Here is a 26,465-nt window from a genome sequence, read left to right as displayed (position 1 = left end):
GTGGACAACTCGACCAAGTTGATCTTGGCGCCCTGTTTCCGTCGGGGTGCGGAGGTAGCGTTGATTCGGGGGCTGCTCAGGCGGGCCCGGTGCTCGGACGGTCCACTTTGGAGCGAGGCTGCCAGGTGGCGGACGAAACAAAGGTCACCCTTGTAACGCCCAGGGTGACAAAGGCCCCCCTTGTCACGTTCGCGACCCGCCTGAACGTAGTGAACGGGGCGTTCACAACCCTCAAGGTTGCAAACGCCCCGTTCACACCGAGCAACGAGCCCAAGCCCGACCCAGCCCTCAAACCCCCAGGTCAGGCAGAGCAGACCCCTGCACAGCCTCGATATCCAGCTCGATCTTCACGTTCGTTCCGATAGCCGCCACCCCGGCCCGGATGATCGCGTTGTAGTTGATCGCGAAGTCATTCCGGTGCAGCTGAGTCTCGGCGTGGAAGGCCGCCCGAACCCCACCCCACGGATCCGCCGAGTACCCGCCATACCGCAGGTCCAGGTCGATCGACCGCTCTTCGCCATGCAGCCGCAAAGACCCCGACAGCGTCCAAGAGTCGCTCCCGCGCTGCCGCAGCCCCGTGCTGTCGAACACGATCGTCGGGAACCGGTCGACGTCCAGGAAGTCGGCCGAGCGCAGGTGGTCGTCCCGCATCTTGATGCCGGTGTCGATGGCCGAAGCGGTGATCTCCGCGTGCACCGTCGACTGCTCGACCGGCCTGCCGACCGTGATCGTGCCGGTCAGCTCGGGGAAGCGGGCTTTGATGCTCGCGATCCCGAGGTGACGCGCGGTCGCCACCACCGACGAGTGCGCCGGGTCGATCGTCCACGGGCCGGGCGGCGGCAGCTCCAGTGCGCCTTCGACCGGGACCAGCGAGACGCGGCCGAGTGCGCCGGTGCCGTCGGAGCCGATCTGGGCGGTCTTCGCGACCGGGTTGTAGCCGGAGGAGGTGATCACCGCCGTGTACACGCCGGGCGGCAGTGCGGGGGTGGCCACCGACCCCTGCGAGTTGGCCACCACCCGCGCCACCTGCTGCCCGGACATGTCCGTCACGGTGAGCACGGCGTGTTCGACCGCCCAGCCTTCAGCCGTGCGGATCTGCCCGGACAGCCCCGTCATGAGAGCAGCTCGTCGAAAGCCTGGTCGTAGCCGAGGCGGACGTCGTGCTGCGCCTCGGCGCCACCCAGCAGGGTGACCTGGCTGGTCGCCGGCGGGTAGCCGCTGGCGACGACCGTGTACGCGCCCTCGGGCAGGTCGGTCAGCAGGTACTTGCCCTCGCCGTCGGTCCTGGCGACCGCGGCCACGTTGCCGTCCTTGTCGAGCACGGTGATCCGCGCGTCGGGCACGATCCGGCCCTCTTCGGTGGTCGCCGTGCCCGCCAGCCGGACGGCGCCGGTCAGCTCGATGTCGTGCGCGATCGTGCCGCTGTCGGGCACGGTCAGCGTCAGCGCGACCGGGCGGAACTGCTCGCCGCTCGCGACCAGCGTGTAGTGCCCGGCGCCGATGCCCTGGAAGGCGAACGTCCCGTCGACCGGCGTGATGAACGCGCCGCTCACGTCGCCGCGCTCGTCGGTCAGCGTGACGGTCGCGCCGCTGACCGGCGAGCCTTCGCCCGCCCTGCGGACGACACCGGTGACGCCACCGGAGCCGGTCAGCGTGATGTCCAGCTTCGCCGGGCCGTTGCCGACGACCACGCTCGACGCCTGCGGCTGGTGCCCCGGCGCCGACACGATCAGCACGTAGGTGCCGTTGAGCGGGGTGGTCACCGAGTAGCTGCCGTCGGCGGCGCCGGTGCCACGCGCGACCTGGCGGCCACGCTGGTCGATCAACGTCAGCGCCGCGCCGGTGACGTGCGAGCCGTCCTGGCGCCGGATGTGCCCGGTGACCGGCTGCCCGCCGCCGAAGTCGGAGCTGAGTTCGGCCGTCGGCAACGTCAGCGCGCCGCTGTCCGGCTTGTACTCGCCGTGCCCGTTCTCGCTGGCGATGGCATGCCTGCCGGCGCCGACGAGCACCGGCTCGCGCTCTTCCACGACCGGCTCTTCGACCGGGGTCTCCTCCTCGAACAGCGACTCGGCGCCTTCCATCGTGGAGGCGGCCGACGGGCCGTCGACGAGCGGGATCTCCTTCATGAACAGCAGCACGATCGAGGCCAGCAGCGCGACGCCCGCGGCCACCATGAAGACGGTCGTGATCGAGTCGGTGAAGCCGGTCAGGATCGGGATGCGCACGGCGTCCGGCAGGCTCTGGATCTTGGACGTGTCGGCCTGCAGGTCACCGAGCCCGCTGCCCATGCCCTCCGGCAGCTTGCCGCCGAACGCCTTGGAGATGTTGCCAGGCAAGGTGTTGAACAGAATCGTCAGGAACACCGCGACACCCGCGGTGCCACCGATCTGGCGGAAGAAGGTCGCCGACGCGGTCGAGACGCCCATGTCGCGGCGCGGTCCCGCGTTCTGCACGGCGATGATCAGCGTCTGCATACAGCCACCGAGACCGAAGCCGATGATCGCCGCGAACACCAGCGGCATCCACAGTGGACTGTTCCATTCCACCTGCGAGAACAGGAAAGCGCCGACGGCGATCAGCAGCGTGCCCAGCACCGGGATGAACTTGTACCGCCCGGTGCGGCCGGTGATCTGTCCGGAAAGGACGGAGCCGGACATGATGCCCAGCATCAGCGGCAGCATCAGCAGGCCCGACTGGGTCGGCGTGTAGCCCTGAACCACCTGCATGTACTGCGGGATCATGGTGATCGCGCCGAACATCGCCACACCGACGATGACACCGCCGATGATCGCGACGCTGAACGTCGAGTTCTTGAACAGGCGCAACGGGATGAGCGCCTCGTCCTTCATCAGCTTCTCGACGAGGATGAACGCGATGATGCCGACGACGCCGATTCCGTAGCAGATAAGGGAGTTACGCGAGTCCCAGCCCCACTTCTGACCCTGCTCGGCGACCACCAGGAGCGGCACGACACCGACGGTCAGCGTGATCGCGCCCCACCAGTCGATGCGGTGGTCGTGGCGGGCGTGCGGGACGTTCAGCACGAACGAGACGACGACGAGCGCGATGATGCCGATCGGCACGTTGATCAGGAAGACCCAGCGCCAGCCCGCGATGCCGACGAGCTTGTCCAGCCCGGCGAAGAAACCGCCGAGCAGCGGACCGAGCACCGTCGAGGTGCCGAACACCGCGAGGAAGTAACCCTGGTACTTCGACCGTTCCCGCGCCGGGACGATGTCGCCCATGATCGTGAACGCGAGTGACATCAGGCCACCGGCGCCGATGCCCTGCACCGCGCGGAAGGCGGCGAGCTGATACATCGACTGCGCGAAGGTCGAAGCGACGGAGCCGATCACGAAGATCGTGATCGCGGCCAGGTAGAACGGCTTGCGCCCGTAGATGTCGGACAGCTTGCCGTAGATCGGCGTCGCGATCGTCGAGGTGATCAGGTACGCGGTGGTCGCCCATGCCTGCAGGTCGAAACCGTGCAGGTCGTTGGCGATCTTGACGATCGAGGTGCCGACGATCGTCTGGTCGAGCGCCGCGAGGAACATGCCCATCATCAGCCCGGACAGGATCGTGACGATCTGCCGGTGGCTGAGCTTGGGCTCTTCGACGGCTGGTGGTGCGACGGCGGAACTCATGCGGAGGCCCCCTTGGCCTGGGGTTGATCGGCTAGTTGTGGAGAGGTCTTTTCGATGCCGGAGTTGAGGCGGCCGAACAGGGTGTTCAGCGTCTGACGGTCCTCTTCGGACCAGTCGTGCAGCACTTCGGCGATCCAGACGTTGCGTACCTTGCGGTTCTCCTCGAACACCCGGTGTCCCTCGGCGGTCGGCGCGAGCAGGCAGGCGCGGCCGTCCTCCGGGTCGGCTTGGCGCTCGACCAGTCCGTGCTGGACCAGTGAGCTGCTCTGGCGGCTGATCGTGGAGATCTCGGAGTGCAGGGACTCGGCGAGCCTGCTGGTGCGCTGCGGGCCTTCGTGGATCAGCGTGAACAGGATCGCGTAGGCGGCCCGTTCGATGCCGTCCGGTCCCTGCTTGGCCACCTGCGACTTCGCCCGGTTGATGAGCCGGACGAAGCGGACGAGCTGATGTCCCAGCTCATCGGCGAGATCGAGCTCGGCCTTGGTCGTGTCCATGGGTCCCCTGCTTATTTGGCGGCTGCAACTAGTTGCCTCAAGCAAGGATGTGCCCGTGCGGTTGGTTGCGCAAGTCAAATAACTGACTGTGTGTCAGACGACACCATAGTTGGCCGATACAAGCATCCTCACCTGGGTTTTTTGCCCGAATTGTTCATCCGGGACGGTGACTTGAAGTGCTCGATAGGCTGATACGTCTGGGCCGGGTGAGGGACGAGGAGCTGGTCGGTGGCTGTGTCGAGGTCGCTGTGTTATCCGCAGCGGTCACCGTCAGGGACCCGGCGGCACCCCAGGCCGGTCCGCTGGTCGTCCCGGCTGCTGCTCCGCGGGAATTCGAGGACCGTGTCGCGGGTTGACCGGACCATGACCGACGACACAGCGCTGCGCCGGCTTTTCGGCGAGGTCCAGCTCGGCGTGCTCGCGACGCTCAAGCGCGACGGCAGGCCGCAGCTCTCCAACGTCACGCACTTCTACGACGCCGGCGCGGGCGCGATCCTCGTGTCCATCACGGAGCCGCGCGCCAAGACCAAGAACCTGCGCCGCGACCCGCGCGCCAGCTACCACGTGACGCTGCCGGACGGCTGGTCCTACGCGGTCGCCGAGGGCACCGCCGAGCTCACGGACGTCGCGAAAGACCCCGGTGACGCCACGGTCGAGGCGCTCGTCGACCTGTATCGCCGCATCAAGGGCGAGCACCCTGACTGGGACGAGTACCGCGCCGCGATGGTCTCGGACGAGCGCGTGCTGCTGACTATTCGGATCGAGCGGGTGTACGGGATGACTCGCTAGCCCAATCCAGGACCCGGCCGTCGGTGTCTTCGCCCAGCGTCACGCCGAGCATGCCCGACAGGCTCGCGCCGAAGTCGACGACGTCCATGTCCGACAGCGAAGCGCCAGGCGTGAAGCCCGGTCCGCTCGCGAGCAACAGGCCGTCCGGGCGATGATCGCCGGTGCGCCAATGCGTGTCCGGGCCGTGCACGACACCGGTCTTCGGCGACCAGACCGTCTCGATCGGGCCGCTGCGACCCCAGTCGATCAGCAGGTCCGGCAACGAATCGTCGGCTTCGCGGTCGTAGTGGTCCGAGGTGCGTGAGACCGCGCGGACCACGGGCTCGCCCGTCTCGACGTTGACCAGCGCGAGCAGATCTTCGCTCAGCTGATCGCAGACGGCGTCGTAGTCGGCACGCTTGACGACACCGGACGGCTCGCGGCCTTCGAGGTTGATCCGCACCCCGCCGAACACGAAGTTGTTGGGGGACAAGAAGTATCGCTGACGGGCACGCTGCTCTGGCGTCGCCCAGTTCGGCACCGCGGGCAGTGGGTCGCGAGCCAATCGCCTGCGCAGGAACGGCAGCACGCCTGACGCGAGCCCCGGCAGGTCCGACACCTTCCGCTTGGCGAACCGCTTCAGCGAGGACCCGCGGTAGCCGTCGGACTCGGCCTGGTCGAGCAGCCGCAGCAGTTCGTGCAGCAGGTGACTGCCCTCGTAACGCGGTCCCATGCCGTGGCTGAGCAGCACGAACACCGTCGTGTCCTGCTCGGTCAACGCCAGGTGCTCGCCGATCGCGACATCGAGCTGCCGATAGACCGAGCGGATCGGGTCCAGTTCCTTGCCCAGCGCGACGTCGTAGGCGCGGTGCCCGTGGTCGTGCAGGTGCCACTGCTGATGGCCGATGCTGTGCGATTCGCCGTACACCGTCAGGAAAAGATCCCAGTCACCCTTCGCGAGCAACTGCGTCGAGAGCTGGGTCTTCAGCTCGATGCCGTCGACGAGACCGTGGGTCAGCGCGCGTTCCTCGTCGGCGGTGCGATGGTCGCCGTCTCGGTGCAGGTAGTCGTCCGGCGCCCAGTCGCGGACCAGATGCGGCTCGGCGGTCAGGATCGGCGTCAGGCCGATCTCGGTTTCGATCTCCTTCGCCAGGGCCGGCGGCGAGGTGTGAAAGCCGAAATGCCTGTCATGGCAGGCGTACTCGCACACCATCACGCCGTTCAACGGCTTCGCCTTCGAGTGCGGCACATCCAGCACGGCGACCCGTTTACCCGCGGCGGACAACGTCTCCCAGAACGGGGTGCCGCGGATTTCCAGCGGACTGGTCAGCCGTCGCTCGTAGGTCTTGGTGTCGACCTCTTCCCAGCAGTGGAACCCCGTCCGCGCGGCTGTGCGCGCGGTGAAGAAGCTGCTCCACAACGAACCGACGAACAGCCCGTACGGGTTGCGCGTGGTGGCCGACGCGCTCTCGTCGAGCAGCCTGGCGAGCGTGGGCACCTCGCCGTCGGCCGCCATGGCGCGGATGGTGTCGGGGTCGCAGGCGTCCAGCGCGACGACGAGGATCTTGGTCATGGCGCGTGCTTCCCGCGGACCTTGGCGAAGTCCGCTTCGTAGGTGGGCCCGTTGGACAGCCGGTCCGGCGCGTCCGTCGAGTAGAAGCAGGCGATCACCGGGAGGACCATCGGTTCGCGCTCGGCGGTCAGCGCGCAGAGCAGGTCCCAGTCGCCCATCTCGCGCAGCGACTCGTCGAAGCGCGCGGCGGGCAGCCCGGCGCGGTGGCCGACGGCGCTGATGTCGGCCAGGTTCTCCTTGAGCAGCACCTCGCGGCTGTACGGACGCAGCATCAGCCTGGGCAGGCTGCCACCCGCGCCGCGGTGCACGCGCTCGATGTCGTCGATGACGAAACCGCCGTACGCCGCGTCGACCTCGGGATGCTTGCCGAACGCCCAGGCCAGCGCCTTGAGCCAGAGCGGATGCATGGTGTTGTCGTCGTCGAGGTAGGTGATGACCTCACCGGTCGCCACGTCGAGCCCCGCGTTGCGCGCCGCGCACACACCACCGTGCTCGGTGCGGATCGCCCGGATACGCGGATCGTCGAAACCGGAGATGACCTGCGGAGTCTCGTCGGAGCTGGCGTCATCGACGATCACCAGCTCCAGGTTCGGGTACGCCTGCGCGAGCACGGACGCGACCGCGCGCGGCAGCAGCCCGGCACGGTCGTGGGTCGGCATGATGACCGAGATCTTGGGCCCGTCGGCGAGTTCGAGCTGGCCGAGCCACGAGGTGAACACGTGGACGGACTCCGCGCTCTCCAGCTCGGCGGCGCGGATGTGCAGGCCCGCCAACGCGGTCGTGTGCCCGTCGAGCCAGTCGTTGTTGTGCCGCATGGCCTCTTTGAGCGGCTCGAGCGCGCCGAGCCGCTCGTTGATGCCGAAGAATTCCTTGCCGTGGTCGCCGAGACCGCGACCGTGGTCCTCGATCGCCTTGCCGTGATCCTGCAGCCACTGCGTCAGGTGCTCGAGCGCCTTGCTCTGCTCGTCGACGACGGTGCGCAGCCTGGCCAGCTCTTCGGCCATTGCCTGGTGATCCACCCGGGCGACGATAGCCGATGGAGTTACCGTTGACGTATGAGCAACGACGCCCTCGTCACTCGCCTCCGTGAGGAGCTCGGCACCGCTGCCGTGCTCACCGACACCGATGTCACGGACAGTTACGCGCGCGACATGATGCCGCTCGCGCCCGTCGGAAAACCGCTGGCAGTGGTGCTGCCTGTCGATGTGGCAGGTGTGCAGGCGACTGTGCGTGCCTGCGCCGAGGCTGGCGTGCCGATCGTGCCGCGCGGCGCGGGCAGCGGCCTTTCCGGCGCGGCCAACGCCGTCGACGGCTGCGTGGTGCTCGTGCTGACCAAGCTCAACCAGATCGTCGAGATCGACGCGGGCAACCGCCTCGCCGTGCTCCAGCCGGGCGTGGTGAACCTCGATTTCCGCAACGCCGTGGAGAAGCACGGCCTGTTCTATCCGCCGGACCCGTCCAGCTACGACTGGTGCACCATCGGCGGCAACCTGTCCACCAACGCGGGCGGGCTGTGCTGCGTGAAGTACGGCGTGACCACGGATTCGGTGCTGGGCTTGGAAGTCGTGCTCGCCGACGGCTCACTGCTCAAGACCGGCCGCCGCACGGTCAAGGGCGTCGCCGGCTACGACCTGGCCCGCCTTTTCGTTGGCAGCGAAGGAACTCTCGGCGTGATCACCCAGGCGACGGTCGCGCTGAAGCCGTTGCCGCAAGCGCCGTCGACGCTCGTCGCCGGCTTCAGCAGCACCGAGGCCGCGGGCGAGGCGGTCGCCAGGGTCGTGCGCGAAGGCCTGGTGCCGTCGCTGCTGGAGATCATGGACGCCACCTCGATCAAGGCGGCCGAGACGTACCTCAAGACCGACCTCGGCGCGGGTTCGGACTGCCAGGCGTTGCTGCTCGCCCAGTCGGACTCCGGCGGCGAGGTCGCGCGCCGTGAACTCGCCGCGCTCGAACAGATCTGCAATGACTGCGGCGCGACGCTCGCGTACGCGACCGACGACATCGCCGAGGGCAACATGCTCCTGCAGGCGCGCCGTATCGTGTTGACCGCGCTGGAGATGTACGGCGTCTGGCTGACCGACGACGTCTGCGTCCCGCGCACCCGCATCGCCGAGCTGATCGCCGGATGCCAGCGGGTGAGCGAAAAAGTCGACCTGCGCATCGCGGTGGTCGGCCACGCGGGCGACGGCAACATGCACCCGACGATCGTGTACTCGCCCGACTCCGAGGACGAGTTCGCCCGCGCGCAGCAGGCGTTCGACGAGATTCTGGAGATCGGGCTTTCGCTGGGTGGAACAGTGACCGGCGAACACGGCATCGGCAAGATCAAGCGCGAGTGGCTCGCGAAGGAGATCGGGCCGGTCGGGCTGAAGGTGCACCGCCAGATCAAGCAGGCACTGGACCCGGGGAACCTCTTCAACCCCGGCTCGATGTTCTCGCTCTAGAAAAGGGTCGTGAGCGTTGCGGGCGGTTAGAACCGCCCGCAACGCTCACGAGCTTTTAGCCTTCGATGCGCGGGATGCGCTGCGTGACCTCGGCGTCGACCTCGGGGTGCGCCTTCTTCTCGCGTCGCGCCTTGAGCCACTCGAGCGCGATCGGGACCACGGACACCAGCACGATCAGGATGAAGATCGCGTCCACGTTGTTCTTGATGAACTCGACGTTGCCCAGCAGGTGGCCGAGCACGGTGATGCCCGCCGCCCACAGGATGCCGCCGATGACCGTGTACGTGAAGTAGCGCTTCGGGTCCATCCGGCCGATGCCGGCGATCCAGGTGATGAACGTCCGCACGAACGGCACGAAGCGCGCGAGCACGACCGCCTTCGGGCCGTGCTTCTCCAGGAAGGCGTGCGTCTTGTCGACGTACTCCTTCTTGAAGAACTTCGAGTCCGGCCGGTTGAACAGCTTGGGACCGGCCTTGTAGCCGATGAAGTAGCCGACCGCGTTGCCCAGCAGCGCGGCGACGGTGACCAGCACGCACACCAGCCACAGCGGTGCTTCGATGTCGCCGCGGGCGATGAAGATCCCGGCGGTGAACAGCAGTGAGTCACCGGGCAGCACCGGGAAGATGCTGCTCTCGATGAAGATGATCAGGCACAGCACGGCGACGACCGTCGTGGTCAGGCCCGAGAGCAGGTGCTGCGGATCGAGCCAGGACGGCATGAGGGACATCTGGACCGTGGTCTGCGCGAGGATCACGACAAAAACGGTACAGGGTCACCCTGAGTGCGGGCTTACAGCAGGGTCAGCAGCCCGACGACGGAACCGGCGGCCAGTCCCAGCAGTACCGCGAGCACCAGGATCCACACGACCGGCAACGGTGACTGGGCGGGAACCACCTGCTGCCGGACGGTCGGCGGCGCGACCTCTTCGGTCGACGAATCGAGCGCGGCCCGCTCCCGTTCGAGCGAGTCCGCGCCGGTGCCCGACAGCAGCCCGTACTGCAACGGCGGCATGCTGTCGGTCGTCGACTCGACCGGTGTGGTGGACGGCGCGAAAACGGCCTGCGCGCGCAGCGCGTCGGCCAGCAGCCGTTCCGGGTCCTTCCCCTCGCTCATGACCCCACGGTAGCTGTTCCGACCTCGGCGACCCACTCACCCTTGCGGAGTACCTTCGACGGCCGCAGGTCGTCGTCGAGCACGACGATGTCCGCGGCCAGCCCCGGCTTCAGCGAACCGGTGCGGTCGGCGATGCCCAGCAGCTCGGCCGGCTTGCTCGAAGTCGCGCGGACAGCGCTGAGCAGGCCGAGTTTCGCGCCGCGGACCAGGTTGCGGAACGCCGTGTCCATGGTCAGCGTGCTGCCGGCGAGCGAACCGTTCTCGGCGAGCGTCGCGACGCCGCCGCTGACGTCGACCTCGAGCCGCCCGAGCCGGTAGCTGCCGTCGGCCGCGTCGGTCGCCGACATCGCGTCGGTGATCAGCACGGTCCGGCTCAGCCCCGCGTGCACCGCCGCCAGGCGTAGCACGGTCGGGTGAATGTGGACGAGGTCGCAGATCAGCTCGACCGTGATGCGCTCGTCGTCGAGCAGCGCGCCGATCGGGCCCGGCTCGCGGTGGTGCAGTGGGCGCATGCCGTTGAACAGATGCGTCGCGACGGTCGCGCCCGCGTCGATGGCCGGCCGGATCTGCTCCTCGACGCCGTCGGTGTGCCCGAGCGCGGCGATCACACCGGACTCCGCGAGCTGGCGGACGGCCTTGACGCCGCCGTGCAGCTCCGGCGCGAGGGTGACCATACGAACCGCGCCGCGGCCCTTGGCCAGCAGCGCGTTGATGGTCGCCGTGTCCGGTTCGAGCAGCGTGTCCGGGTCGTGCGCCCCGCACCGCGCCTTCGAGATGAACGGGCCCTCGAGGTGCACGCCGGCGATCTCGCCGTCCTCGTGCAGCTCGCGCAGCGCGGCGATCTGGTCGCAGAGCAGGCGGATCGGGTCGGACACCAGGCTCGCCATCATCGTGGTCGTGCCGTGCCGCCGATGCGCGCGCACCGCGGTCAGTATCTCCTCGGGATCCCCGCTGGAGAACGAACCGCCACCGCCGCCATGGCAGTGCGTGTCGATGAAACCGGGCACGACCAGCGCCCCGCTCACGTCGACGTGATGCCCGTCGGGAGGTGTCCCGCTACCAATCTGCTTGATCAGCCCACCGGAGACGGCAACCCAGCCATCGTCCAGTAGACGGTCCGGGCCTGCCACCCGGCCGCCCGTGATCACAAAGTCTCCGGCGCCCTTCACGCACCCCAGCATATATTGGTCTGGACCAGACATGGCAGATACAACTTTGCGGTTTGATACGGATCACCGGGTCAGTTGGAGGTCTGCATGGCCTTTTGCAGTGCTTCAAGCGCCCGGCTGGCGGTTGACTTCACGGTACCCTTCGAAATACCGGCGGCCTCCGAAATCTCGGCCTCGCTCAGCCCGCCGTAGTAGCGGAGCACCAAAACCTCGCGCTGACGTGGGGGAAGCTTCGAAAGCGCGCTGACCACCGCCTGGTGCTCGGTGGACAGCATCGCGAGGCTTTCGGCCGATCGAGCGTTCACCGCGTGTGGCGGGACGTATTCGCGCGCGGTCTTGCGGCGGCGCAGCACGCTGCGTGACCCGTTGACCACCGCGGTGCGCAGGTAACCGATCGCGGCGGCCGCGTCACGCAGATTGCCCCAGTTGCGGTGCAGCCCGGTGAACGCCTCCTGCACTACGTCCTCCGCCGTGGCCGGCTCGTCGACGAGCAGGATCGCCAGCCGGACCAGGCGCATGCGATGCTGGCGATAGAGGTCTTCGAGCGTTAGCGGCGCCGGAGCCGCTTCCCGCGCGGGGACCGGCCCATCGATGATGCGAAGGTGTCCGAGTGTGGCTTCCACACTCCGCTCCGCGCTGCCCTCCAACATGTGCCCCGCCTGTCGTTGACCCTGGATATCCGCCCGCTCAGCCTATCGGGTCGCCCGGGTATTGCCACAGTTCAAATTGTGAGACGCGCAGCTCACGGGCTGGACGCTACTCGGTAGCGTCTCAACGTACCGCCCGCACAGCCGAGGAGATGTCATGGCCTGGTTCTTCGTCGAAATCCGTTATGTGCAAGAGAAGTTCGGCGAGGTCCGGCCCCGGCACCGCGAATTCCTCACCAAGCTGGCCGACGACGGCGTGGTGGCGGTCGCGGGCCCGCTCACCGACGGCACCGGCGGCGTGACGCTTTACCAAGCCGAGGACGAGACCGCGTTGCTCGACATCATCAACCAGGACCCGTACTACCTGGAGGGCGCCGTGGCCGAGCGGACCATCCGCGGCTTCAATCCCGTGATCGGCGCCTGGGTCCCCGCGTGATCCTCGGCTGAAGCGGCGCTGTGGTGCGGTGCCGCACCGCGCCCCACCACAGGCCGCTGCCGTACGCTAGGTCGTCCACCCGGTGGAAGGCGACGTACCGGACCGGGTCCAGTTCGCCTCGGTGCTGCCACCAGTCGGCCACGCCTTCGGCCACCGCCGCGACGGCGACCGCACGCCGGATCCGGCGCGAGAACAGCGCGCCGACCAGCGCGAGCGGCCACCAATGCCTGGTCAGCGCGCCGGCGGTCTGCCAAGCGGCGCCGGTCAACGTCATCGCGTTGAGCCGCGCGGCCGTCTTCACCGGCTCGCGCACCATCTTGAGCGCACGCGCGAGGCGTGCGGTGCTGACCGCGGTGATGACCGCCGCCAAGGCCGTCGCCCAGCGCTTTTGGCTGATCAGGAGCACGCAGACGGCCGCGGCCCACGTCGAGAGGTTGACCGGCGGGACCGTGCCCGGGTGCCTCAGCGCGAGCTGGGCGGCGCCCGTTCCATAGAACGCCTTCCGGTCGAGCCACGGCCCGACCGTGTCGCGATGCTCGTGCGCGACGCGCGCGGCCGGGTCGTAGACGAGCCGATGCCCGTCGGCGTGCAGACGGCACACGAGGTCGACGTCCTCGGCGACCCGCATCTCTTCGGCGAACCCGTCGCCGACCGCCGACACCCGGACGAGCATCGCCGCGCTCGGCACGTACGCGACCCTGGTCCTCGGCACGATCAGCGCCTCGTCCGGCCCCAGATCGAGCGACGACCTGGCGTGCTCGTACCTGGTCAGCGCGTTCTCCCCGGCTTTGCGCAACCCGACGATCCGTGGCGCCGCGAGCGCGACGCGCGGGTCGTCGAAGTGCGCCAGCAACGTCTCCAGCCACCCCGCCTCGGGCACGACGTCCGAATCCAGGAACGCGACGATCTCGTGCCGCGCCGCCAGCAACCCCGTGTTCCTGGCGGCGGCGGGCCCCCGGTTCACCTCATGCCGGATAAAGCGGGCTTTACTCCCGGGGATAAAGCCCGCTTTATCCCCGGGAGTAAAGCCCGCTAAATCCCGGTCTGAGGCGTCGTCGACCACGATGACCTCGGAGTCTTCGGGTAGGTCGAGTGCGTCGAGCAGGCGTCGCAGCTCGTCGGCGCGGTTGTGGACGGGGATGACCACGGAGACCGGGCGTGCGGTCGTGGCCTGGTTCTTGGGGTGGGCCGCGCCCGCGGCGAGCAGCTGGTCGGCGAGCTTGGCCGTTGCCGGGTTCGTGACCGTGAGTTCGTTGTCCTTCAGCAGGTCGCGGGCGGTTTTCGAGAGCCGGAGCAGCCGCGGGGGCGCGCCGCCGAGCAGGGTTTCGTCGTCGAGCCAGCGGACGCCGGCGTCGAGCCGGACGGTCCTCACGCGGTGAACCCGCCGTCGGTGTGCACGACCGTGCCGGTGATCGACGACGCCGACGGCGAGCAGAGGAACGCGATGACCTCGGCGATCTCGGCGGGCTGCAATATCCGGTCGATCAGCTGATGCTGGGCGAATTCGCCGATGTCACCGAGGCCGTAGAGATCGGCGGACGCGGCGAGCATCGGGGTGTCCGTCGAACCGGGCGAGACCGCGACGGCCGTGATCCCGGTGCCGCGCAGATCGGTCGCGAGCCCGCGCACGAGCCCGACGACGGCGTGCTTCGCCGCGTTGTAGGCGGCGAGCCGCCACAGTCCGCGATGCCCGGCGGCCGACGCGAGCGCGACGAACCGGCCGTGCCGCGGCTCTTGGCCGGTCAGCATCGCGGGAATGACCGCGCGCGCGAGGTTCGCGACGCCGCGGACGCCGATGTCGAACAGCGCGTCCCAGTCCTTGTCCTCGGTCTCCCACAACGGCTGACCGCCCGCAATGATCGCGGCGGCGGCGATCGCGGCGTCGATCCGGCCGAACTCGTCGAGCGCGACGTGGACCGCGCCGGTCAGCGCGTCGGCGTCGCGGACGTCGGCGACAACCCCGCGCACGGTGGGCCAGGCGTCCGCGAGCGCGAAGAGCTCGGCGCGCGTCGCGAGCGGATAGCCGACGTGCGGGTCGTCGGCGCAGAGGTCGACGGCGACGACGTCCCAGCCGTCCTTGGCGAGCTTTTCGACGGTCGCGTGGCCGATGCCGCGCGCCGCGCCGGTGACGATCGCGACGGTCATCGGAGTCGCCCGTGCGAGTCGGGCTGCCAGCGCTCGATCGCCGTACGCAGCCCGCTGACCAGCGTGTTCAGTAGTTCGTGGCCGTGCTCGGGGGTGGCTCCGGTCGGGTCGCCGAGCACACCGTTGGGGCTGATCTCGCGCAGTTTCCCGCTACGCAGCGCGGGCATCAGGTCTTCGAGCGGCGTCGTGTTGCCGGGCGCCGCCTTGGCCATGTCGACCGTTTCCGGCGCGATCGCGAGCATCAGCGAAGTCTCGGTGTGCCCGGCGTGCGCGTCGCCTTCTGGTGGGGCGCAAGCGAACCACGCGGTTTCGCGGTGCTCGTAGCGCAGCAGCCGGATCGCCGAGACGAGCGCGGGCACGTTGCCGCCGTGCGCGTTGACGAACACGACCTTGTCCGCCCAGCGGCAGGCCGACCTGCCGAACTCGATCAGCATCGTGCGCAGCGCCTCGTGCCCGATGGACACCGTGCCGTCGAACTCCTCGTGCTCGCCGGACGAGCCGTAGGCGAGCGCGGGCGCGACCAGTTCACCGCCCGCCGTGGCGACGGCGGTCGCGATGCGGGTGTCGGTGTCGAACGGGAGATGCGGGCCGTGTTGCTCGCAGGAGCCGGTCGGCACGAGCAGGATTCCGCTCATGCCAGGTACCCGTGTTGTCGCAGGTAGGCGAGTAGTTCGACGGCTCCGGCCTTGGCGTCGGCCGGGTGGACGAGCCGTGGCGGGTCGTGCTCGGCGAGCGCCCCGGTCAGCGCGAGCAGCCGGGTGTGCGGCTCGGCGCCTTCCGGTGGCGGGACACGCCGGGTGCGCGGGCTGAACGGCCTCGTGCTCGTCACGGCGACCCTAGAGTCTCTTGTGGACAGAGCTTTGTGGACGGTGATGGTCGCCTTGCGCGCCGCGAGCAGACCGGGAAGCGATGCGCGGCGCAGACGCACGTCGGCGGGCTCGACCGAGCAGACCGCGGGCAGGTCGACGTCGAGACGTTCGCGTCGGCCGCCGTCGAGCCGACGCTCTACCAGCAGTTTTCCGTCCCAAGCGAGCGAGAGCGCGCCGAGTGCCTGGCGTGCGCCCAGTGCCGCGGCGAGGAAAGCGGGGGTGGCACCGGTGCCGCGATCGGCCGAGTGATCACCGCAGAGCACGAGATCCGGGGCCGGGATGGCGTCGGCCAGCGCCTTGGCGACGCGGGAACCGTCGTCGGTCTCGTCTTCGGTGAGGTCGACGCGCAGGGTGTCACCGATACCGGCCGCGAGCGCGGTCCGAAGGACGACTTCGGCAGGTTCCGGGCCTGCGGTGACGGCCAGCGTTCGTCCGTCGAGCCGCTCGGACAGCCGCAGCGCGTGTTCGAGCGCGCATTCGTCGGCGGCGCCGAGTCCGCTGGTGCGGCTCTCGATCCAGCGCAGAGCGACCACGATCAGCACGGCTCACCCCTTCCGGAAGGTGACGCCGTCGCCGCCGTCGGGATAGGTCCAGCTGATCGCGCCCTGCTTGTTGCACAGCAGGTAGCAGGTGCCGCATTCGAAGCACTGCTCGTAGTTGAACAGGATGCCGCCGTCGGTGGTCGGCACGAACAGGTTCGCCGGGCACGCGTGCACGCACTCGCGGGTGGTGCAGGAGTTGCAGATCTCGGAGTCGACCTCGATGTGCGCGCGCCGCGAGACCTGGAAGTCCACTGTGGACATACGGTCCTCGAAGGAGATCTCTGGGTAGTCCATCACGCCCGCCTATCCGTACGCCCGGAATCCGGTGATCGCGTCCTTGGCCAGGTCGCGCAGCCGGATGCCGTGTTGTTTCGCGCCGCGCCGGAACAGCTTGCGCAGACCGGGTTTCGGTGCCGGGTTCGTGACCTGGAAGAGGTTCTCGACCAGGTCGCAGATCATCGCCGGGTACTTGTTCTGCACGCGGTCGCCGAGCAGCAGCTCCGGCGCGCCCTTGAGCTTGCGGTGGTCGGCGAGCACGAACGACTCGTGCAGCATGCGCTCGTAGCCGCTCAGATCGGTCGTGTTTTTGCTCAGTGCCTCGGCCGCCGCGCGGCCCGCGTACATGCCGGAGCCGATGGCGAAGTTGACGCCCTCCAGCCAGATCCCGGCGGCCAGGCACATCGCGGCGGCGTCACCGGTGACGAGGATGCCGTCACCGGTGAGCTTCGGCATGGTGTTGTAGCCGCCCTCGGGGATGAGGTGCGCGGCGTACTCGATCAGCTCGCCGCCCTTGACCAGCGGCGCGATGGCCGGGTGGCGCTTGAGGTCGGCGATGAGCTCTTCGGGGCGAACCTTGGCCTTGCCGAGTTCGGTCAGGCTGAGCACGACGCCGACGCTGACCGAGTCGAGGTTGGTGTAGAGGAAACCGCCGCCCGCGATGCCGCGGGTGCCGCCGACGAGTTCGATGTCGACGCCGTCGGTGCCGCTGACGCCGAACCGCTCTTCGATGGTTTCCCTTGGCAACGCGAGGGTTTCCTTGACGCCGAGCGTGGTGTGGTGCACCTGGCCGTCCGGGTACATGCCCGCCTGCTTGGCGAGGAAGGAGTTCACGCCGTCGCACGCGATGACGATCCGCGCCCGGAGGTCGCCGTCGGGGCGGTCCGTGCGGACGCCGACGATGCGGCCGTTCTCGGTCAGCAGGCCGGTGACCACGGTCGACGTGATCAGCTCCGCCCCGGCTTCCTCGGCTTTCGACGCGAGCCAGGCGTCGAACTTGGCGCGGTGCGCGGTGGCGCCGTTGTAGGGCGGCTTGCCCCAGTTCTCGGTGCGGAAGTCGACGGTGAGGGACTGGGTCGGCGTCATCAGCATGGTCTGGCGCCGGGTCACCCACCGTTCGATGGGTGCTTCCTCCCACCAGTTCGGGATCAGCTCGTCGAGGATGCGGCCGTAGATCACGCCGCCGTAGACGTTCTTGGCGCCGGGGAACGCGCCGCGCTCGACCAGCGCGACGTGATGTCCCCGCCTGGCGAGTTCGAGCGCGGCGGCGGAACCGGCTGGCCCCGCGCCGACGACCACGACGTCGAAGGTGGTGGCCTTCTCGGTGGCTTGCGCCGTCGTCGCCGCCGGCCCCGCGTGTTCACTCATGCGTGAGCTCCTTGGCGAGTTCTTCGAGCAGTGCGGTCGCGTCGACGACGATGCCGAGATCGGCCATCGCGGTCATCGGACAGCTCGGATCGGTGTTGACGCTGACCACGTGCTTCGGCGCGCCGAGCCCGCCGATGTGCTGCGCGGCACCGGAAATCCCGAACGCGATGTACAACTCGGGATCGACGACGACACCCGTGGTCCCGATCTGGCGCTGATAACTCGCATGCCCGGCATCGGTCACCACCCGCGTCGCACCGACAGACGCCTTCAGCGCGTCAGCGACCTTCTCAAGCAACTCGATGGCTTCCTTGCCATTGCCCTTGGTAAGCCCCGCGCCCGCTCCGAGAATCCGCGGCGCCTCCGCGAGGTCAGCGGTCTTCGGGTCCGGCGAAAGCACTTCGAGCACCTTGGCGTCTTGTTTTGACAGCTCGGGCAAGGTGAGGTCTTCGCGGGTGTTTCTTTCGGCTTTTTGGACCGTGCGGACGCCCGGGATCAGCGTGGCGACGAACGGTCCGTCGACCTCGACGTCGACCATGGTCTTCGAACCCCACCGCGCGAGCCTGGCGCCGGCTTCGTGGATCTCGATCGCGCCGGCGAGCAAGGGGATGTCGAGCGCGAACGCGAGTTGTGGAGCGAGGTCCCTGCCGTCGGGAGAGGCGGGCAAGATGATGCCCTGACCTGGGGATTCATCGGTTGTCCACAGTTGGCCTTGGGTGTGGACAACTCCTGTTGATGGAGCCTGGGTCCCCGCTGGGGCCGATAGACTGTTGTAGGGCTGGCCCCCAGGGAGGGCGGGGGGCGAACTTACTACGTAGGGGCGCTCTGACCTGCGGAAATGCTGGGTCAGGGTGGTTGCCCAGGCGGATGGGGCGTAGGCGCCGGTCTCGGCCAGGATCGCGTGGCGCAGGGAGGTCAGGGCGTCGGCGGCGGCGTGGGTGCCTGAGCCGATGAGGAGTGCGTGGCCGGAGGCTTCGGCGCAGGCTTCGTCGGCTCCGGCGGGGAGGGTGCCGTCGCGGACCGGGATCAGGGCGATCACAGTGACGCTCCCGCTCGGTGGCCTTCGATGACCGCGGCGTGCGCGCGGCGCGGGGTGAGGCAGTCGCCGACGCGATACGCCTTAAGGTCCATTGTGGACAATGAAGCCCAGAGTTCGTCGGCGGGACGCGCGTGCACGGCGAGCACGATCCAGTCGGCGGTCAGCTCCAGGTTCTCGCCGGTCGTGTGCCGCAGCACCTGCAGCGTGACGCCGTCGTCGGTGGACGGCGCGGCGCCCATCACGACCAGGTCGGTCTGCTGGGCGATGCCCTTGGCGTCGGCGCGCACGTTCCAGGTCTCCATGTCGAGCGTGATGCCGAGGTCCTGGCCGACGACCATGCCCGAGGTGATCACGCGCACCGAGCAGCCGCGGTCGGCGAGCAGTTCCGCTGTCGAGGTCGCCTGGTGGAAGCCGAGATCGTCGACCAGCACGACCGTCCCTTGTGGACTGACAGAGCCATCGAGCACGGCGCGCACGTCCACGATCCGGTCCAGCGATCCTGCCCACCAAGGCCGGTCCGCGTGAGCGCCGGTCGCCAGCACCACCGCGTCGGGACGTTCGCGGCGCACCAGCTCCAGATCAGCGGCGACGCCCGTGCGGATCTCGACGCCGTAGCGCTGGCACTCGGCGTGCAGGTTCCGGGTGACGTCCAGGAACTCCGCCCGCGACGGCACGCTCGCGGCCAACGCCACCTGACCACCGGTTTGCGGGGCCTTCTCGACCAGCGTGACACGGTGTCCGCGTTGCGCGGCCGTCGAAGCGGCTTGCAGGCCAGCCGGTCCGCCACCGATGACCAGCACGTTGCGCGGACGCACAGTCGGCATCGGCAGCGGGGTCGCTTCCTTCCCGGTGCGCGGATTCTCGATGCAGCCGAGCCAGCGGTTGAGGCCCATCCGCCCGACGCATTCCTGGTTGCAGGACAGGCAGGTCCGGATGTCCGTGGCGTGCCCGGACCGCGCCTTGCGCACGAAATCCGGGTCCGCGATCTGCCCGCGCACGACGCCGATCAGGTCGCAGTGCCCCTCGGCGAGCGCGCGGTCCGCCTGCACCGGGTCCTTGAACCGGCCGACGCCGACCACCGGGATCCGCACCTTGTCCCTGATCGCGCTCGGGATGAACATCGCGTAACCCGGCGGAATGTGCATGGACGCCTCGATCATGTACAGCGTCGCGGTCGCCACGCCGATCGAGGTGTTGATGTAGTCGACCTTGCCGGTCGCCTCGACGAGCTGCGCGATCCGCACCGCCTCGTCGATCGTGGTGCCGCCGTCGATCAGCTCGTCACCGCAGATCCGCACGCCCAGCGCCAGCCCAGGCCCGATCGCCGCGCGCACCGCTTCGACGATCTCGATCAGCAGCCGTGACCGGTTCTCCAGGCTGCCGCCGTAGTCGTCGGTACGGATATTCGTCGCCGGAGAAAGAAAACCGCGCACGATCGACGAGTGCGAGCACTGCAACTCGATCCCGTCGAAGCCACCTTCCGCGCAATGCTCGGCCACGATCGCGTAGCCGCGCACGATCTCCGCGATCTCGCGATGCGTGACGGCCTTGGGCACTTCGCGGAACATCGGATCGGCCACCGGGCTCGGCGCCCACACCGGCAGCCGCGAGTACATGCTCGACGCCTGGCCGCCATTGTGGTTGAGCTGCGCGAAAATCGGCACGCCGTGCGCGTGCACCGCGTCGGTGATCCGCCGATATCCGGGCACCACCGACGGATTGAAGCCGTGGATCAGCTTCTCGTACGGCCAGTCCGTCGGATGCGTCGAGTGTTCCTCGGTGATGATCAGCCCGGCACCGCCGACCGCGCGCGCCGCGTAGTACGCCGCGTGCTGCTCGCTCGGGTGACCGTCTTCGGCGTAGTTGGTCAGGTGCGCGGAGAACACCACGCGGTTCTTCACCGTGACCGGCCCCAGCTTGAGCGGGGTGAACAGATACTTGTACTGGCCGCCGCTCATCGCACACCCGCCGCACGCCTGCCTTCGAGGACGGCCTCGTGCACCGTCCTCGGCGCGACCCGGTCGCCCGCCGAGATCGCGTCCGGATGCGTCAACGAGTCGTCCGGCAGCCGATGACCGCAGTCGATCAAGGTGGCACAAGGGATTTCGCGACGCCGCGCGGTGAACCGGTCCTCGATCACCAGGTGTGCCGGGTGGACCTCACGCAGCAGCGTCGCCTTGTGCAGCGTCACGCCGGCCTGCTGCACCCGCCGGTTCGCGTCGGCGAGGTCGCCCGTGATCGCCAGCAGCGTGCCGACGACCTGATCCTGCGTGATCAACGCCGTTTCGCGGCCGGACGCGGCCACCAGCTCGGCCGTGCCGACGCCGATCGGCCCGCCGACGGGGTCGAACACCACCACCGGACCATCCGAGACCAACGCGCCCGCCTCATAGAACTCTTGGTACCCGACGACATGCGGCTCACCGACGACCGAGTAGGACCGGCGCCCCGGCCTGCTTCCGGTCGCCAGCACGATCAGCTCCCCGTTTCGCGACGCCTGTTCCAAATCGGCCGAGGTGCTCTCGGTCTTCAGCCGGACGTCCACCCCGAGCGTGGTCACCTGCGTGATCAGCCAATCCACAAAGGACTGGAGACGGCCACGTCCGCCGACCTTCGCGGCGAGCGCGAGTGCTCCGCCCAGTTCCGCCGCCCGCTCCGTGAGCCGGACTTGATAGCCACGCAGGGCGAGCACTCTCGCCGCCTCAAGCCCGGCCGGGCCCCCGCCAACCACCAGTGCGTGTCCATCATGGGGCGCGCCGCTCTCGATTCCGGGGTCGGTGCTCTCGTGCCCGCTGCGGGGCTCCGCGGAGCAGGTGACGATGGGGTTGCGGTTGTCTCGGACCATGCATTTGGCGTTGTCCAGCGAACACGGCCGGATCGAGCGGCCGTCGCGCGTCTTCGACACGAGCGCGGGGTCGGCGATCTGCGCGCGCGTCATCTCGACCAGATCGGCGACCCCGTCGGCCAGTGCCCACTGGGCCTGGCCGGGGTCGACCACACTGCCTTGCAGCACAACGGGAAAGGTCGCGACCGCCCGAATCTGACGGGTCAGCTCGATGTTGAAGCCCGGCTCGGTGTGCAGATCCGGCCTGGTCGCGGACGTGCCCATCGCCGAGCCGCGGACGACCGCGAGATAGTCGACGTCCAGCGACCGCACCAGCTCGACCGCGTGCTCCGGCGTCACTCCCGCCCACGGCGCGAGTTCGTCACAGGCCAGCCGCAGCCCCAAGATCCGGCTGCCGAGCACGCCTTTGACCGCCGCGAGCACTTCGCGCAGCAGCTTGCCCTTGTCCTCGCCCCAGTCGTCACCACGCTGGTTCGTCAGCCCGGACAGGAACTGCCGCAGCAGGCTGAACTGTCCGGCGTTGATCTCCACACCGTCCACACCGGACCGGACGGCGGTGCCGGTCGCGCGCGCGAACCCGTCGATCAGCGCCTGGATCTGCCCGTCGTCCATCTCCAGCGGCAGCTCACGGCTCGCGACGTCGGGCACTCGCGAAGGCGCCCACAGCGCGTCCTGCGAATACGCGGTCGACCCCTGCGAGCCGGCGTGCCCCAGCCCGGCGAGCACCAGCGTCCCGTGTGGACGGCACGCCTCGACGATCGCCGACCAGTCACAGTCCTCGGCCAGTGGCGCGCGTTCGTACGGCCAATCCGACTCGTGCACCGAAGCGATCTCGGTGACGATCACCCCGGCGCCACCCTCGGCCCGCGCCGCGTAGTACGCGACATGCCGCGGGGACAAAGTCCGCTTCATTCCGAGATTGGTTTCGTGCGGCCCGAACAGCACCCGGCTGGGAGCCGTCCGCGAGCCGAGTTCGACGCTGCCGGTGAGACTCGCCATCGCTACGCCAAACCTGCCAGCGGGCTCGTGTCGCACGCGCGGTCGGGCACGCGGACGCGAATGGACGGGATGCCCAGCGAGACGCGCCGCGAGTGGTCCTGGCTCGGCTTCGGCAGCGCGTCACTGTCGCGTGTGGACAGTGCGCGCTCGCCATGTCCCTTGACACACTCGGGATCCGGCCCGTCCAGCGGCAGCCCGGTGAAGAACTTCGCCGCCATGCAACCGCCCTGGCAGCTGTCGTACGCCGAGCAGGAATTGCACGCCCCGCCGGTCTGTGGCCGCCGCAGGTCCTGGAACAGCGCCGATTCCCGCCACACGGTCCCGAAACCGTCGCCGCGGACGTTGCCCGCCTTGAACACGTCGTGGATCGCGAACGGGCACGCGTAGACGTCACCGACCGGATCGATCAGGCACACCACCCGGCCCGCACCGCACAGGTTCAGCCCCGGCAGCGGCGACGAGCCCAGCGCGTTGAGGTGGAAGAACGAGTCGCCGGTGAGCACCTTCTCGCCGTTCGCGACGAGCCAGTTGTACAGCTCCAGCTGCTGTTCGGCGGTCGGGTGCAGGTCGTCCCACACGTCAGCGCCACGCCCGGACGGACGCAGTCTGGTGATCCTCAGCTGCGCTCCGAAGCCGTCCGCGATTTCTTTGAATGTGTCAAGTTGCCCGACATTGTGTCGGGTCATCACGACCGAGATCTTGAAGTCCTTCATGCCCGCGTCGGCCAGATTGCGCAGCGCGCGCATCGCCATGTCGTACGAGCCGGGCCCGCGCACGGCGTCGTTGACCTCGCGGGTCGCCCCGTCGAGTGAAATCTGGACATCGACGTAGTCCGTCGCGGCCAGCTGCCTGGCCCGCTCCGGGGTGATCTTGACGCCGTTGGTCGAGAACTTGATGCCCACGTGGTGCGCGATCGCGTAGTCCAGCAGCTCCCAGAAGTCGGAGCGCACGGTCGGCTCACCGCCGCCGACATTCACGTAGAACACCTGCATGCGCTCGAGCTCGTCGATCACGGCCTTGATCTCGTCGGTCGACAGCTCGTTCGGATCGCGGCGCCCTGACGAGGAAAGACAGTGCTCACAGGCCAGATTGCAGGCGTAGGTCCACTCCCAGGTGAGGCAGATCGGCGCGTCGAGCCCGTACTTGAACTGCTCGACCAAAGGAGCGACGGCGGTCACGAGCCCTCCACGATCATGTCGGTGGCGGCGAGGGAGTCGAGTGCTTTGAGAAAGCTCGGCGCGCGCCCGTCCGGCAACTCGGTGAGCGCCACGCGCAGACTGGGGTGTGTGCCCAGGGTCTTGACGAATTCGACCAGGTCAGGCGCCTTCAGGAAGGACAGCTTGCGGTTGCCGAAGTGGTACGCGAGCGCCCCGAACGGCTCGGGCCGCAAGGCCACGCTGGGGTTCAGGCGATACGGCTTGTCCAGGTCGAGTGCCATGCCCGTGCTCAGTACACGCCGCACATGCCGTCGATGGAGACTTCTTCGACGAGAAGCTCCTCAACCGCGGGGGCCTCTTCGACTTCGCGCTCTGCTTCGGGCATGGTGTGCTCCTCAGTGCGTGCTCTAATCGACGAGATCGACGGTAATGGCACTCAGTGCCAAATGGAAGGGGTGAGTGTCCGCGTGCCTGCTGAGAGCCCTGACGGCGCGCGCCCCAGCGGCCGCCGCAAGATCACCTCGAAGGGCGAGCTGGAGCACATCGCGTTCGCCCTGTTCGACGAGCGCGGCTTCGATCACACCACGATCGACGACATCGCCGCCGCCGCGGGCATCGGCCGCCGGACGTTCTTCCGCTACTTCCCGTCGAAGAACGACATCGCCTGGGGCAGCTTCGACGAGCAGCTGGTCCACATGCACGCCCGCTTCCGCGCCTGCGCGCCCGAGCTGCCGCTGATGGACGCGATCCGCGAGGTCGTCGTCGGCTTCAACAGCGTCGAGCCAGAAGAGGTGCCGTGGCACCGCCGACGGCTCTCGCTGATCTTGAACGTCCCCGCGTTGCAGGCGCATTCGACGTTGCGGTACGCCGATTGGCGGCGCGTGGTCGCCGACTTCGTCGCGGAGCGGCTAAACCAGCCCGCGAATTCCCTTGAGCCGCAAGCTATTTCGCACGCCGTGCTCGGCGTCGCCGTCGCCGCCTACGACCAGTGGCTGTCCGACGAAGGCTCGGAACTCGTCCCGCTGCTCGACAAAGCGTTGCGGGACTTGGCGTCAGGCTTCAAGGACGTCTAGGGTCCCGAATTCCCGATCCACGCAAACACGGACGGGAGAACCGTCGACGTCAGGAATCGCACACGTGCCGCAGAAACCCTGGCGGCACGAGTACGCGACGCCGGGAATCGCCTCGCGGAGCACATCCAACGCCGAGCGATCGGCGGGCACTTCGAGCGTTCGCCCACTGCGCAAGGTGAGGCGGAACGGCTTCCCGTCAACGATCGGCGGCGGTGAGAACCGCTCATAGAACACGGTTTCCTCGGTCGCCTGCCGGACACCGGTGATCATCGGGATCGGCCCGCAGCAGTAGATGGCGGCACCGGGTGCGGCGCCCTCCAGCAGCTCGGCGCCCGAGATCGGCATGCCGAATTCGGAGTCCGGCCTGACGAAGATCCGCTCGGAGTCCAAAGCGGACAGTTCGTCGAGGAACGGCATCGAGTCACGGTCACGCCCGGCGTAGACGAGCCGCCAGTCGGCGCCGATCGCGTCGGCGTGCTTGACCATCGGCAGGATCGGCGTGATCCCGATACCGCCCGCGATGAAGAGGTACTTATCACTTGGTAGCAAAGGAAACGCCGTGCGCGGACCCTGAGCGGTCACTCGAGTGCCCGGCGTGAGCGAGTGCACTTCCGACGACGCGGCGCCGATTTTCCTTACCGCGACTCGATAATGCGAGAGATCGCCCGGATCGCCGCACAGCGAGTACTGCCTGACCAGACCGGACGGCAGCGTCAGGTCGATGTGCGCGCCAGGACGCCATGGTGGCAGCGCGCCGGTGAGACGCAGACTGACCACATCGGACGCTTCGACGCGGACGTCGTCGACCGTCAGCCGCAGCAGCCGGTCGACCGCACGCACCGGCGGACGGCGACGACCGCTCCACGTGCTCATTTTCGTATATACGGCAACGACTCCGGTCAACGTGGACATCAGCCGGTCGCGCCGGGCGCTGCCGTCGAGGCGCTCGGGGTAGGTCATCGTCATCAGGCCGCGTCGGCCGCCCGTGCGGCAGGCGAGCTCGCGAGGTACGCCACGGCCTGCGCGGTGTTGCCGGTGTCGGCCGGGTCGTACGAGCGGCGGAAGTACGGCGAGATCTCCCGCAGCAGCTGACGGCCCGTCGGCAGCAGCCCGCGCTTGGCCGCCCGGCGGTACGTGCGCCACCGCGCCTTGCCGGGGTTCGTCGGGTCGTTGCGCATCAGGAAACGCGTGCCACGCAAGAAGATCCACGCCAGCACGGGAGTCACGGCGAGCATGCTGCGCACCCGCCGTGTGTACCGCCCGTCCAGGTGCTGGAACAGGTCGAACGCCACCGAGCGGTGCTCGACCTCCTCGGCGCCATGCCAGCGCAGCAGGTCGAGCATGGTCGGATCGGCGCCGTCCAGCGGCGCGTCGAGCACCCACTGGCCGAGGAACGCCGTGTAGTGCTCGATCGCGGCGACGACCGCGACCCGCTCGATGATCCATTCCTCACGCGCCTTGCCGGTGAGCCCCCGGTCGCCGAGCAGCCGCCGGAAGATCCACTCCATCTGCGCGATGTACGGCCGCACGTTGACGCCCGCCGCTTCGAGATGCGCGGCGGCGCCGTCGTGTGCCTGCGCGTGCATGGCCTCCTGGCCGATGAAGCCGAGCACGTCCTCGCGCAGCCGGTCGTCCTTGATCAGCGGGACGGCGTCCTTGAACAGCTCGACGAACCACCGCTCACCCTCGGGCAGCGCGATGTGCAGCACGTTGATCGTGTGCGTGACCTGCGGTTCGCCCGGCACCCAGTGCATGGGCAGCGCGGCCCAGTCGAATGCGACGTTCCTGGCATGGAGCACCAGGTGCTCGTCTTCGTTCACCGTGACCTCCGCACGCGCTGAGCAGGTCGGACGGGTACATGTTA

28 protein-coding genes are annotated in these 26,465 nt (G+C 68.6%); 5 read left to right on the top strand and 23 right to left on the bottom strand.

What is annotated here, in order from left to right; translation table 11 throughout:
* Positions 1–288: 288 nt before the first annotated feature.
* From AB5J62_RS42020 to AB5J62_RS42010, 3 genes are read right to left on the bottom strand one after another with little or no spacing between them, the layout of a single operon-like run.
* Entirely contained in the window at positions 289–1,116 is an 828-nt protein-coding gene (locus tag AB5J62_RS42020; protein WP_370945625.1) for a YceI family protein, read from the bottom strand.
* Positions 1,113–3,644, bottom strand: a complete 2,532-nt coding sequence (locus tag AB5J62_RS42015) for an MFS transporter (RefSeq protein ID WP_370945624.1) — start codon at positions 3,642–3,644, stop codon at positions 1,113–1,115. Before AB5J62_RS42015 ends, AB5J62_RS42020 begins: the two co-directional genes overlap by 4 nt.
* Complete coding sequence (locus tag AB5J62_RS42010; protein ID WP_370945623.1) at positions 3,641–4,138, bottom strand: MarR family winged helix-turn-helix transcriptional regulator; 498 nt, start codon at positions 4,136–4,138, stop codon at positions 3,641–3,643. The genes AB5J62_RS42015 and AB5J62_RS42010 overlap by 4 nt, the downstream gene beginning before the upstream one ends.
* A 176-nt stretch (positions 4,139–4,314) precedes the next feature.
* Between AB5J62_RS42010 and AB5J62_RS42005 the strand changes: the two genes are divergently transcribed.
* Together AB5J62_RS42005 and AB5J62_RS42000 are read left to right on the top strand one after the other, a co-directional pair.
* A complete protein-coding gene (locus AB5J62_RS42005) occupies positions 4,315–4,494 on the top strand; it encodes a DUF397 domain-containing protein (RefSeq protein ID WP_370945622.1) in 180 nt (59 codons plus the stop codon).
* Positions 4,495–4,501: 7 nt separating this feature from the next.
* On the top strand, positions 4,502–4,927 hold the full coding sequence (locus AB5J62_RS42000; protein ID WP_370945621.1) for a PPOX class F420-dependent oxidoreductase: 426 nt from the start codon (positions 4,502–4,504) through the stop codon (positions 4,925–4,927).
* Here the strand turns inward: AB5J62_RS42000 and AB5J62_RS41995 are convergent.
* Positions 4,890–6,479: an alkaline phosphatase family protein gene (locus AB5J62_RS41995; RefSeq protein WP_370945620.1), complete on the bottom strand. Its 1,590-nt coding sequence runs from the start codon at positions 6,477–6,479 to the stop codon at positions 4,890–4,892. The genes AB5J62_RS42000 and AB5J62_RS41995 overlap by 38 nt on opposite strands.
* The gene (locus AB5J62_RS41990) at positions 6,476–7,498 is read right to left on the bottom strand and encodes a glycosyltransferase family 2 protein (RefSeq protein ID WP_370945619.1); all 1,023 of its coding nucleotides are present in this window, start codon (positions 7,496–7,498) and stop codon (positions 6,476–6,478) included. The genes AB5J62_RS41995 and AB5J62_RS41990 overlap by 4 nt, the downstream gene beginning before the upstream one ends.
* A gap of 36 nt (positions 7,499–7,534) precedes the next feature.
* Here AB5J62_RS41990 and AB5J62_RS41985 point away from each other — a divergent pair, with 36 nt between their 5' ends.
* Positions 7,535–8,923, top strand: coding sequence for an FAD-binding oxidoreductase (locus tag AB5J62_RS41985; protein ID WP_370945618.1), 1,389 nt, complete (start codon positions 7,535–7,537; stop codon positions 8,921–8,923).
* Between the two features lie 55 nt (positions 8,924–8,978).
* On the opposite strand, the gene AB5J62_RS41980 is transcribed toward AB5J62_RS41985, so the two are convergent.
* From AB5J62_RS41980 to AB5J62_RS41965, 4 genes are all read right to left on the bottom strand, one after another.
* The gene (locus AB5J62_RS41980; protein ID WP_370945617.1) at positions 8,979–9,677 is read right to left on the bottom strand and encodes a DedA family protein; all 699 of its coding nucleotides are present in this window, start codon (positions 9,675–9,677) and stop codon (positions 8,979–8,981) included.
* 35 nt (positions 9,678–9,712) lie between these two features.
* Positions 9,713–10,036, bottom strand: a complete 324-nt coding sequence (locus tag AB5J62_RS41975; RefSeq protein ID WP_370945616.1) for a hypothetical protein — start codon at positions 10,034–10,036, stop codon at positions 9,713–9,715.
* Positions 10,033–11,184 carry an N-acetylglucosamine-6-phosphate deacetylase gene (nagA, locus tag AB5J62_RS41970; RefSeq protein ID WP_370950480.1) on the bottom strand — a complete coding sequence of 384 codons (1,152 nt, stop codon included), beginning with the start codon at positions 11,182–11,184 and terminating at the stop codon, positions 10,033–10,035. The genes AB5J62_RS41975 and nagA overlap by 4 nt, the downstream gene beginning before the upstream one ends.
* A 92-nt stretch (positions 11,185–11,276) precedes the next feature.
* Entirely contained in the window at positions 11,277–11,855 is a 579-nt protein-coding gene (locus AB5J62_RS41965) for an RNA polymerase sigma factor (protein ID WP_370945615.1), read from the bottom strand.
* A 154-nt stretch (positions 11,856–12,009) separates the two neighbouring features.
* Here AB5J62_RS41965 and AB5J62_RS41960 point away from each other — a divergent pair, with 154 nt between their 5' ends.
* Positions 12,010–12,288: a YciI family protein gene (locus tag AB5J62_RS41960; protein WP_370945614.1), complete on the top strand. Its 279-nt coding sequence runs from the start codon at positions 12,010–12,012 to the stop codon at positions 12,286–12,288.
* Here AB5J62_RS41960 and mftF read toward each other — a convergent pair.
* From mftF to mftA, 12 genes are read right to left on the bottom strand one after another with little or no spacing between them, the layout of a single operon-like run.
* Complete coding sequence (gene mftF, locus AB5J62_RS41955; RefSeq protein ID WP_370945613.1) at positions 12,254–13,660, bottom strand: mycofactocin biosynthesis glycosyltransferase MftF; 1,407 nt, start codon at positions 13,658–13,660, stop codon at positions 12,254–12,256. The two genes, AB5J62_RS41960 and mftF, sit on opposite strands and share 35 nt — an antisense overlap.
* The gene (locus tag AB5J62_RS41950) at positions 13,657–14,433 is read right to left on the bottom strand and encodes a mycofactocin-coupled SDR family oxidoreductase (protein WP_370945612.1); all 777 of its coding nucleotides are present in this window, start codon (positions 14,431–14,433) and stop codon (positions 13,657–13,659) included. Before AB5J62_RS41950 ends, mftF begins: the two co-directional genes overlap by 4 nt.
* Positions 14,430–15,068 (bottom strand): mycofactocin biosynthesis peptidyl-dipeptidase MftE, encoded by a 639-nt coding sequence (mftE, locus tag AB5J62_RS41945; RefSeq protein WP_370945611.1) that lies wholly within the window; start codon positions 15,066–15,068, stop codon positions 14,430–14,432. Before mftE ends, AB5J62_RS41950 begins: the two co-directional genes overlap by 4 nt.
* Positions 15,065–15,844: a mycofactocin-associated electron transfer flavoprotein beta subunit gene (locus AB5J62_RS41940; protein WP_370945610.1), complete on the bottom strand. Its 780-nt coding sequence runs from the start codon at positions 15,842–15,844 to the stop codon at positions 15,065–15,067. The genes mftE and AB5J62_RS41940 overlap by 4 nt, the downstream gene beginning before the upstream one ends.
* Before the next feature lie 3 nt (positions 15,845–15,847).
* The gene (locus AB5J62_RS41935) at positions 15,848–16,138 is read right to left on the bottom strand and encodes a ferredoxin family protein (protein ID WP_370950479.1); all 291 of its coding nucleotides are present in this window, start codon (positions 16,136–16,138) and stop codon (positions 15,848–15,850) included.
* 9 nt (positions 16,139–16,147) lie between these two features.
* Complete coding sequence (locus tag AB5J62_RS41930; protein ID WP_370945609.1) at positions 16,148–17,488, bottom strand: FAD-dependent oxidoreductase; 1,341 nt, start codon at positions 17,486–17,488, stop codon at positions 16,148–16,150.
* Positions 17,481–18,527, bottom strand: coding sequence for a mycofactocin-associated electron transfer flavoprotein alpha subunit (locus AB5J62_RS41925; RefSeq protein WP_370945608.1), 1,047 nt, complete (start codon positions 18,525–18,527; stop codon positions 17,481–17,483). Before AB5J62_RS41925 ends, AB5J62_RS41930 begins: the two co-directional genes overlap by 8 nt.
* A complete protein-coding gene (locus tag AB5J62_RS41920) occupies positions 18,524–20,485 on the bottom strand; it encodes a mycofactocin system FadH/OYE family oxidoreductase 2 (protein ID WP_370945607.1) in 1,962 nt (653 codons plus the stop codon). The genes AB5J62_RS41925 and AB5J62_RS41920 overlap by 4 nt, the downstream gene beginning before the upstream one ends.
* Positions 20,482–22,371 (bottom strand): mycofactocin system FadH/OYE family oxidoreductase 1, encoded by a 1,890-nt coding sequence (locus AB5J62_RS41915; RefSeq protein WP_370945606.1) that lies wholly within the window; start codon positions 22,369–22,371, stop codon positions 20,482–20,484. Before AB5J62_RS41915 ends, AB5J62_RS41920 begins: the two co-directional genes overlap by 4 nt.
* A gap of 2 nt (positions 22,372–22,373) precedes the next feature.
* Positions 22,374–23,549: a mycofactocin radical SAM maturase gene (mftC, locus tag AB5J62_RS41910; RefSeq protein WP_370945605.1), complete on the bottom strand. Its 1,176-nt coding sequence runs from the start codon at positions 23,547–23,549 to the stop codon at positions 22,374–22,376.
* Positions 23,546–23,809, bottom strand: a complete 264-nt coding sequence (mftB, locus tag AB5J62_RS41905) for a mycofactocin biosynthesis chaperone MftB (RefSeq protein WP_370945604.1) — start codon at positions 23,807–23,809, stop codon at positions 23,546–23,548. The genes mftC and mftB overlap by 4 nt, the downstream gene beginning before the upstream one ends.
* A gap of 8 nt (positions 23,810–23,817) precedes the next feature.
* Positions 23,818–23,913 carry a mycofactocin precursor MftA gene (gene mftA, locus AB5J62_RS41900; protein ID WP_091288609.1) on the bottom strand — a complete coding sequence of 32 codons (96 nt, stop codon included), beginning with the start codon at positions 23,911–23,913 and terminating at the stop codon, positions 23,818–23,820.
* Between the two features lie 82 nt (positions 23,914–23,995).
* On the opposite strand from mftA, the gene mftR reads away from it, so the two are divergent.
* Positions 23,996–24,601: a mycofactocin system transcriptional regulator gene (mftR, locus tag AB5J62_RS41895; protein WP_370945603.1), complete on the top strand. Its 606-nt coding sequence runs from the start codon at positions 23,996–23,998 to the stop codon at positions 24,599–24,601.
* On the opposite strand, the gene AB5J62_RS41890 is transcribed toward mftR, so the two are convergent.
* A complete protein-coding gene (locus AB5J62_RS41890; protein ID WP_370945602.1) occupies positions 24,581–25,567 on the bottom strand; it encodes a 2Fe-2S iron-sulfur cluster-binding protein in 987 nt (328 codons plus the stop codon). The genes mftR and AB5J62_RS41890 overlap by 21 nt on opposite strands.
* The gene (locus AB5J62_RS41885) at positions 25,567–26,421 is read right to left on the bottom strand and encodes a metal-dependent hydrolase (RefSeq protein WP_370945601.1); all 855 of its coding nucleotides are present in this window, start codon (positions 26,419–26,421) and stop codon (positions 25,567–25,569) included. The genes AB5J62_RS41890 and AB5J62_RS41885 overlap by 1 nt, the downstream gene beginning before the upstream one ends.
* Positions 26,422–26,465: the final 44 nt, after the last annotated feature.

This window comes from Amycolatopsis sp. cg5 (assembly GCF_041346955.1).
Lineage (GTDB): Bacteria > Actinomycetota > Actinomycetes > Mycobacteriales > Pseudonocardiaceae > Amycolatopsis.
The sequence above is the reverse complement of the archived record's forward strand: the minus strand, read 5'-3'. Positions and strand labels throughout refer to the sequence as shown.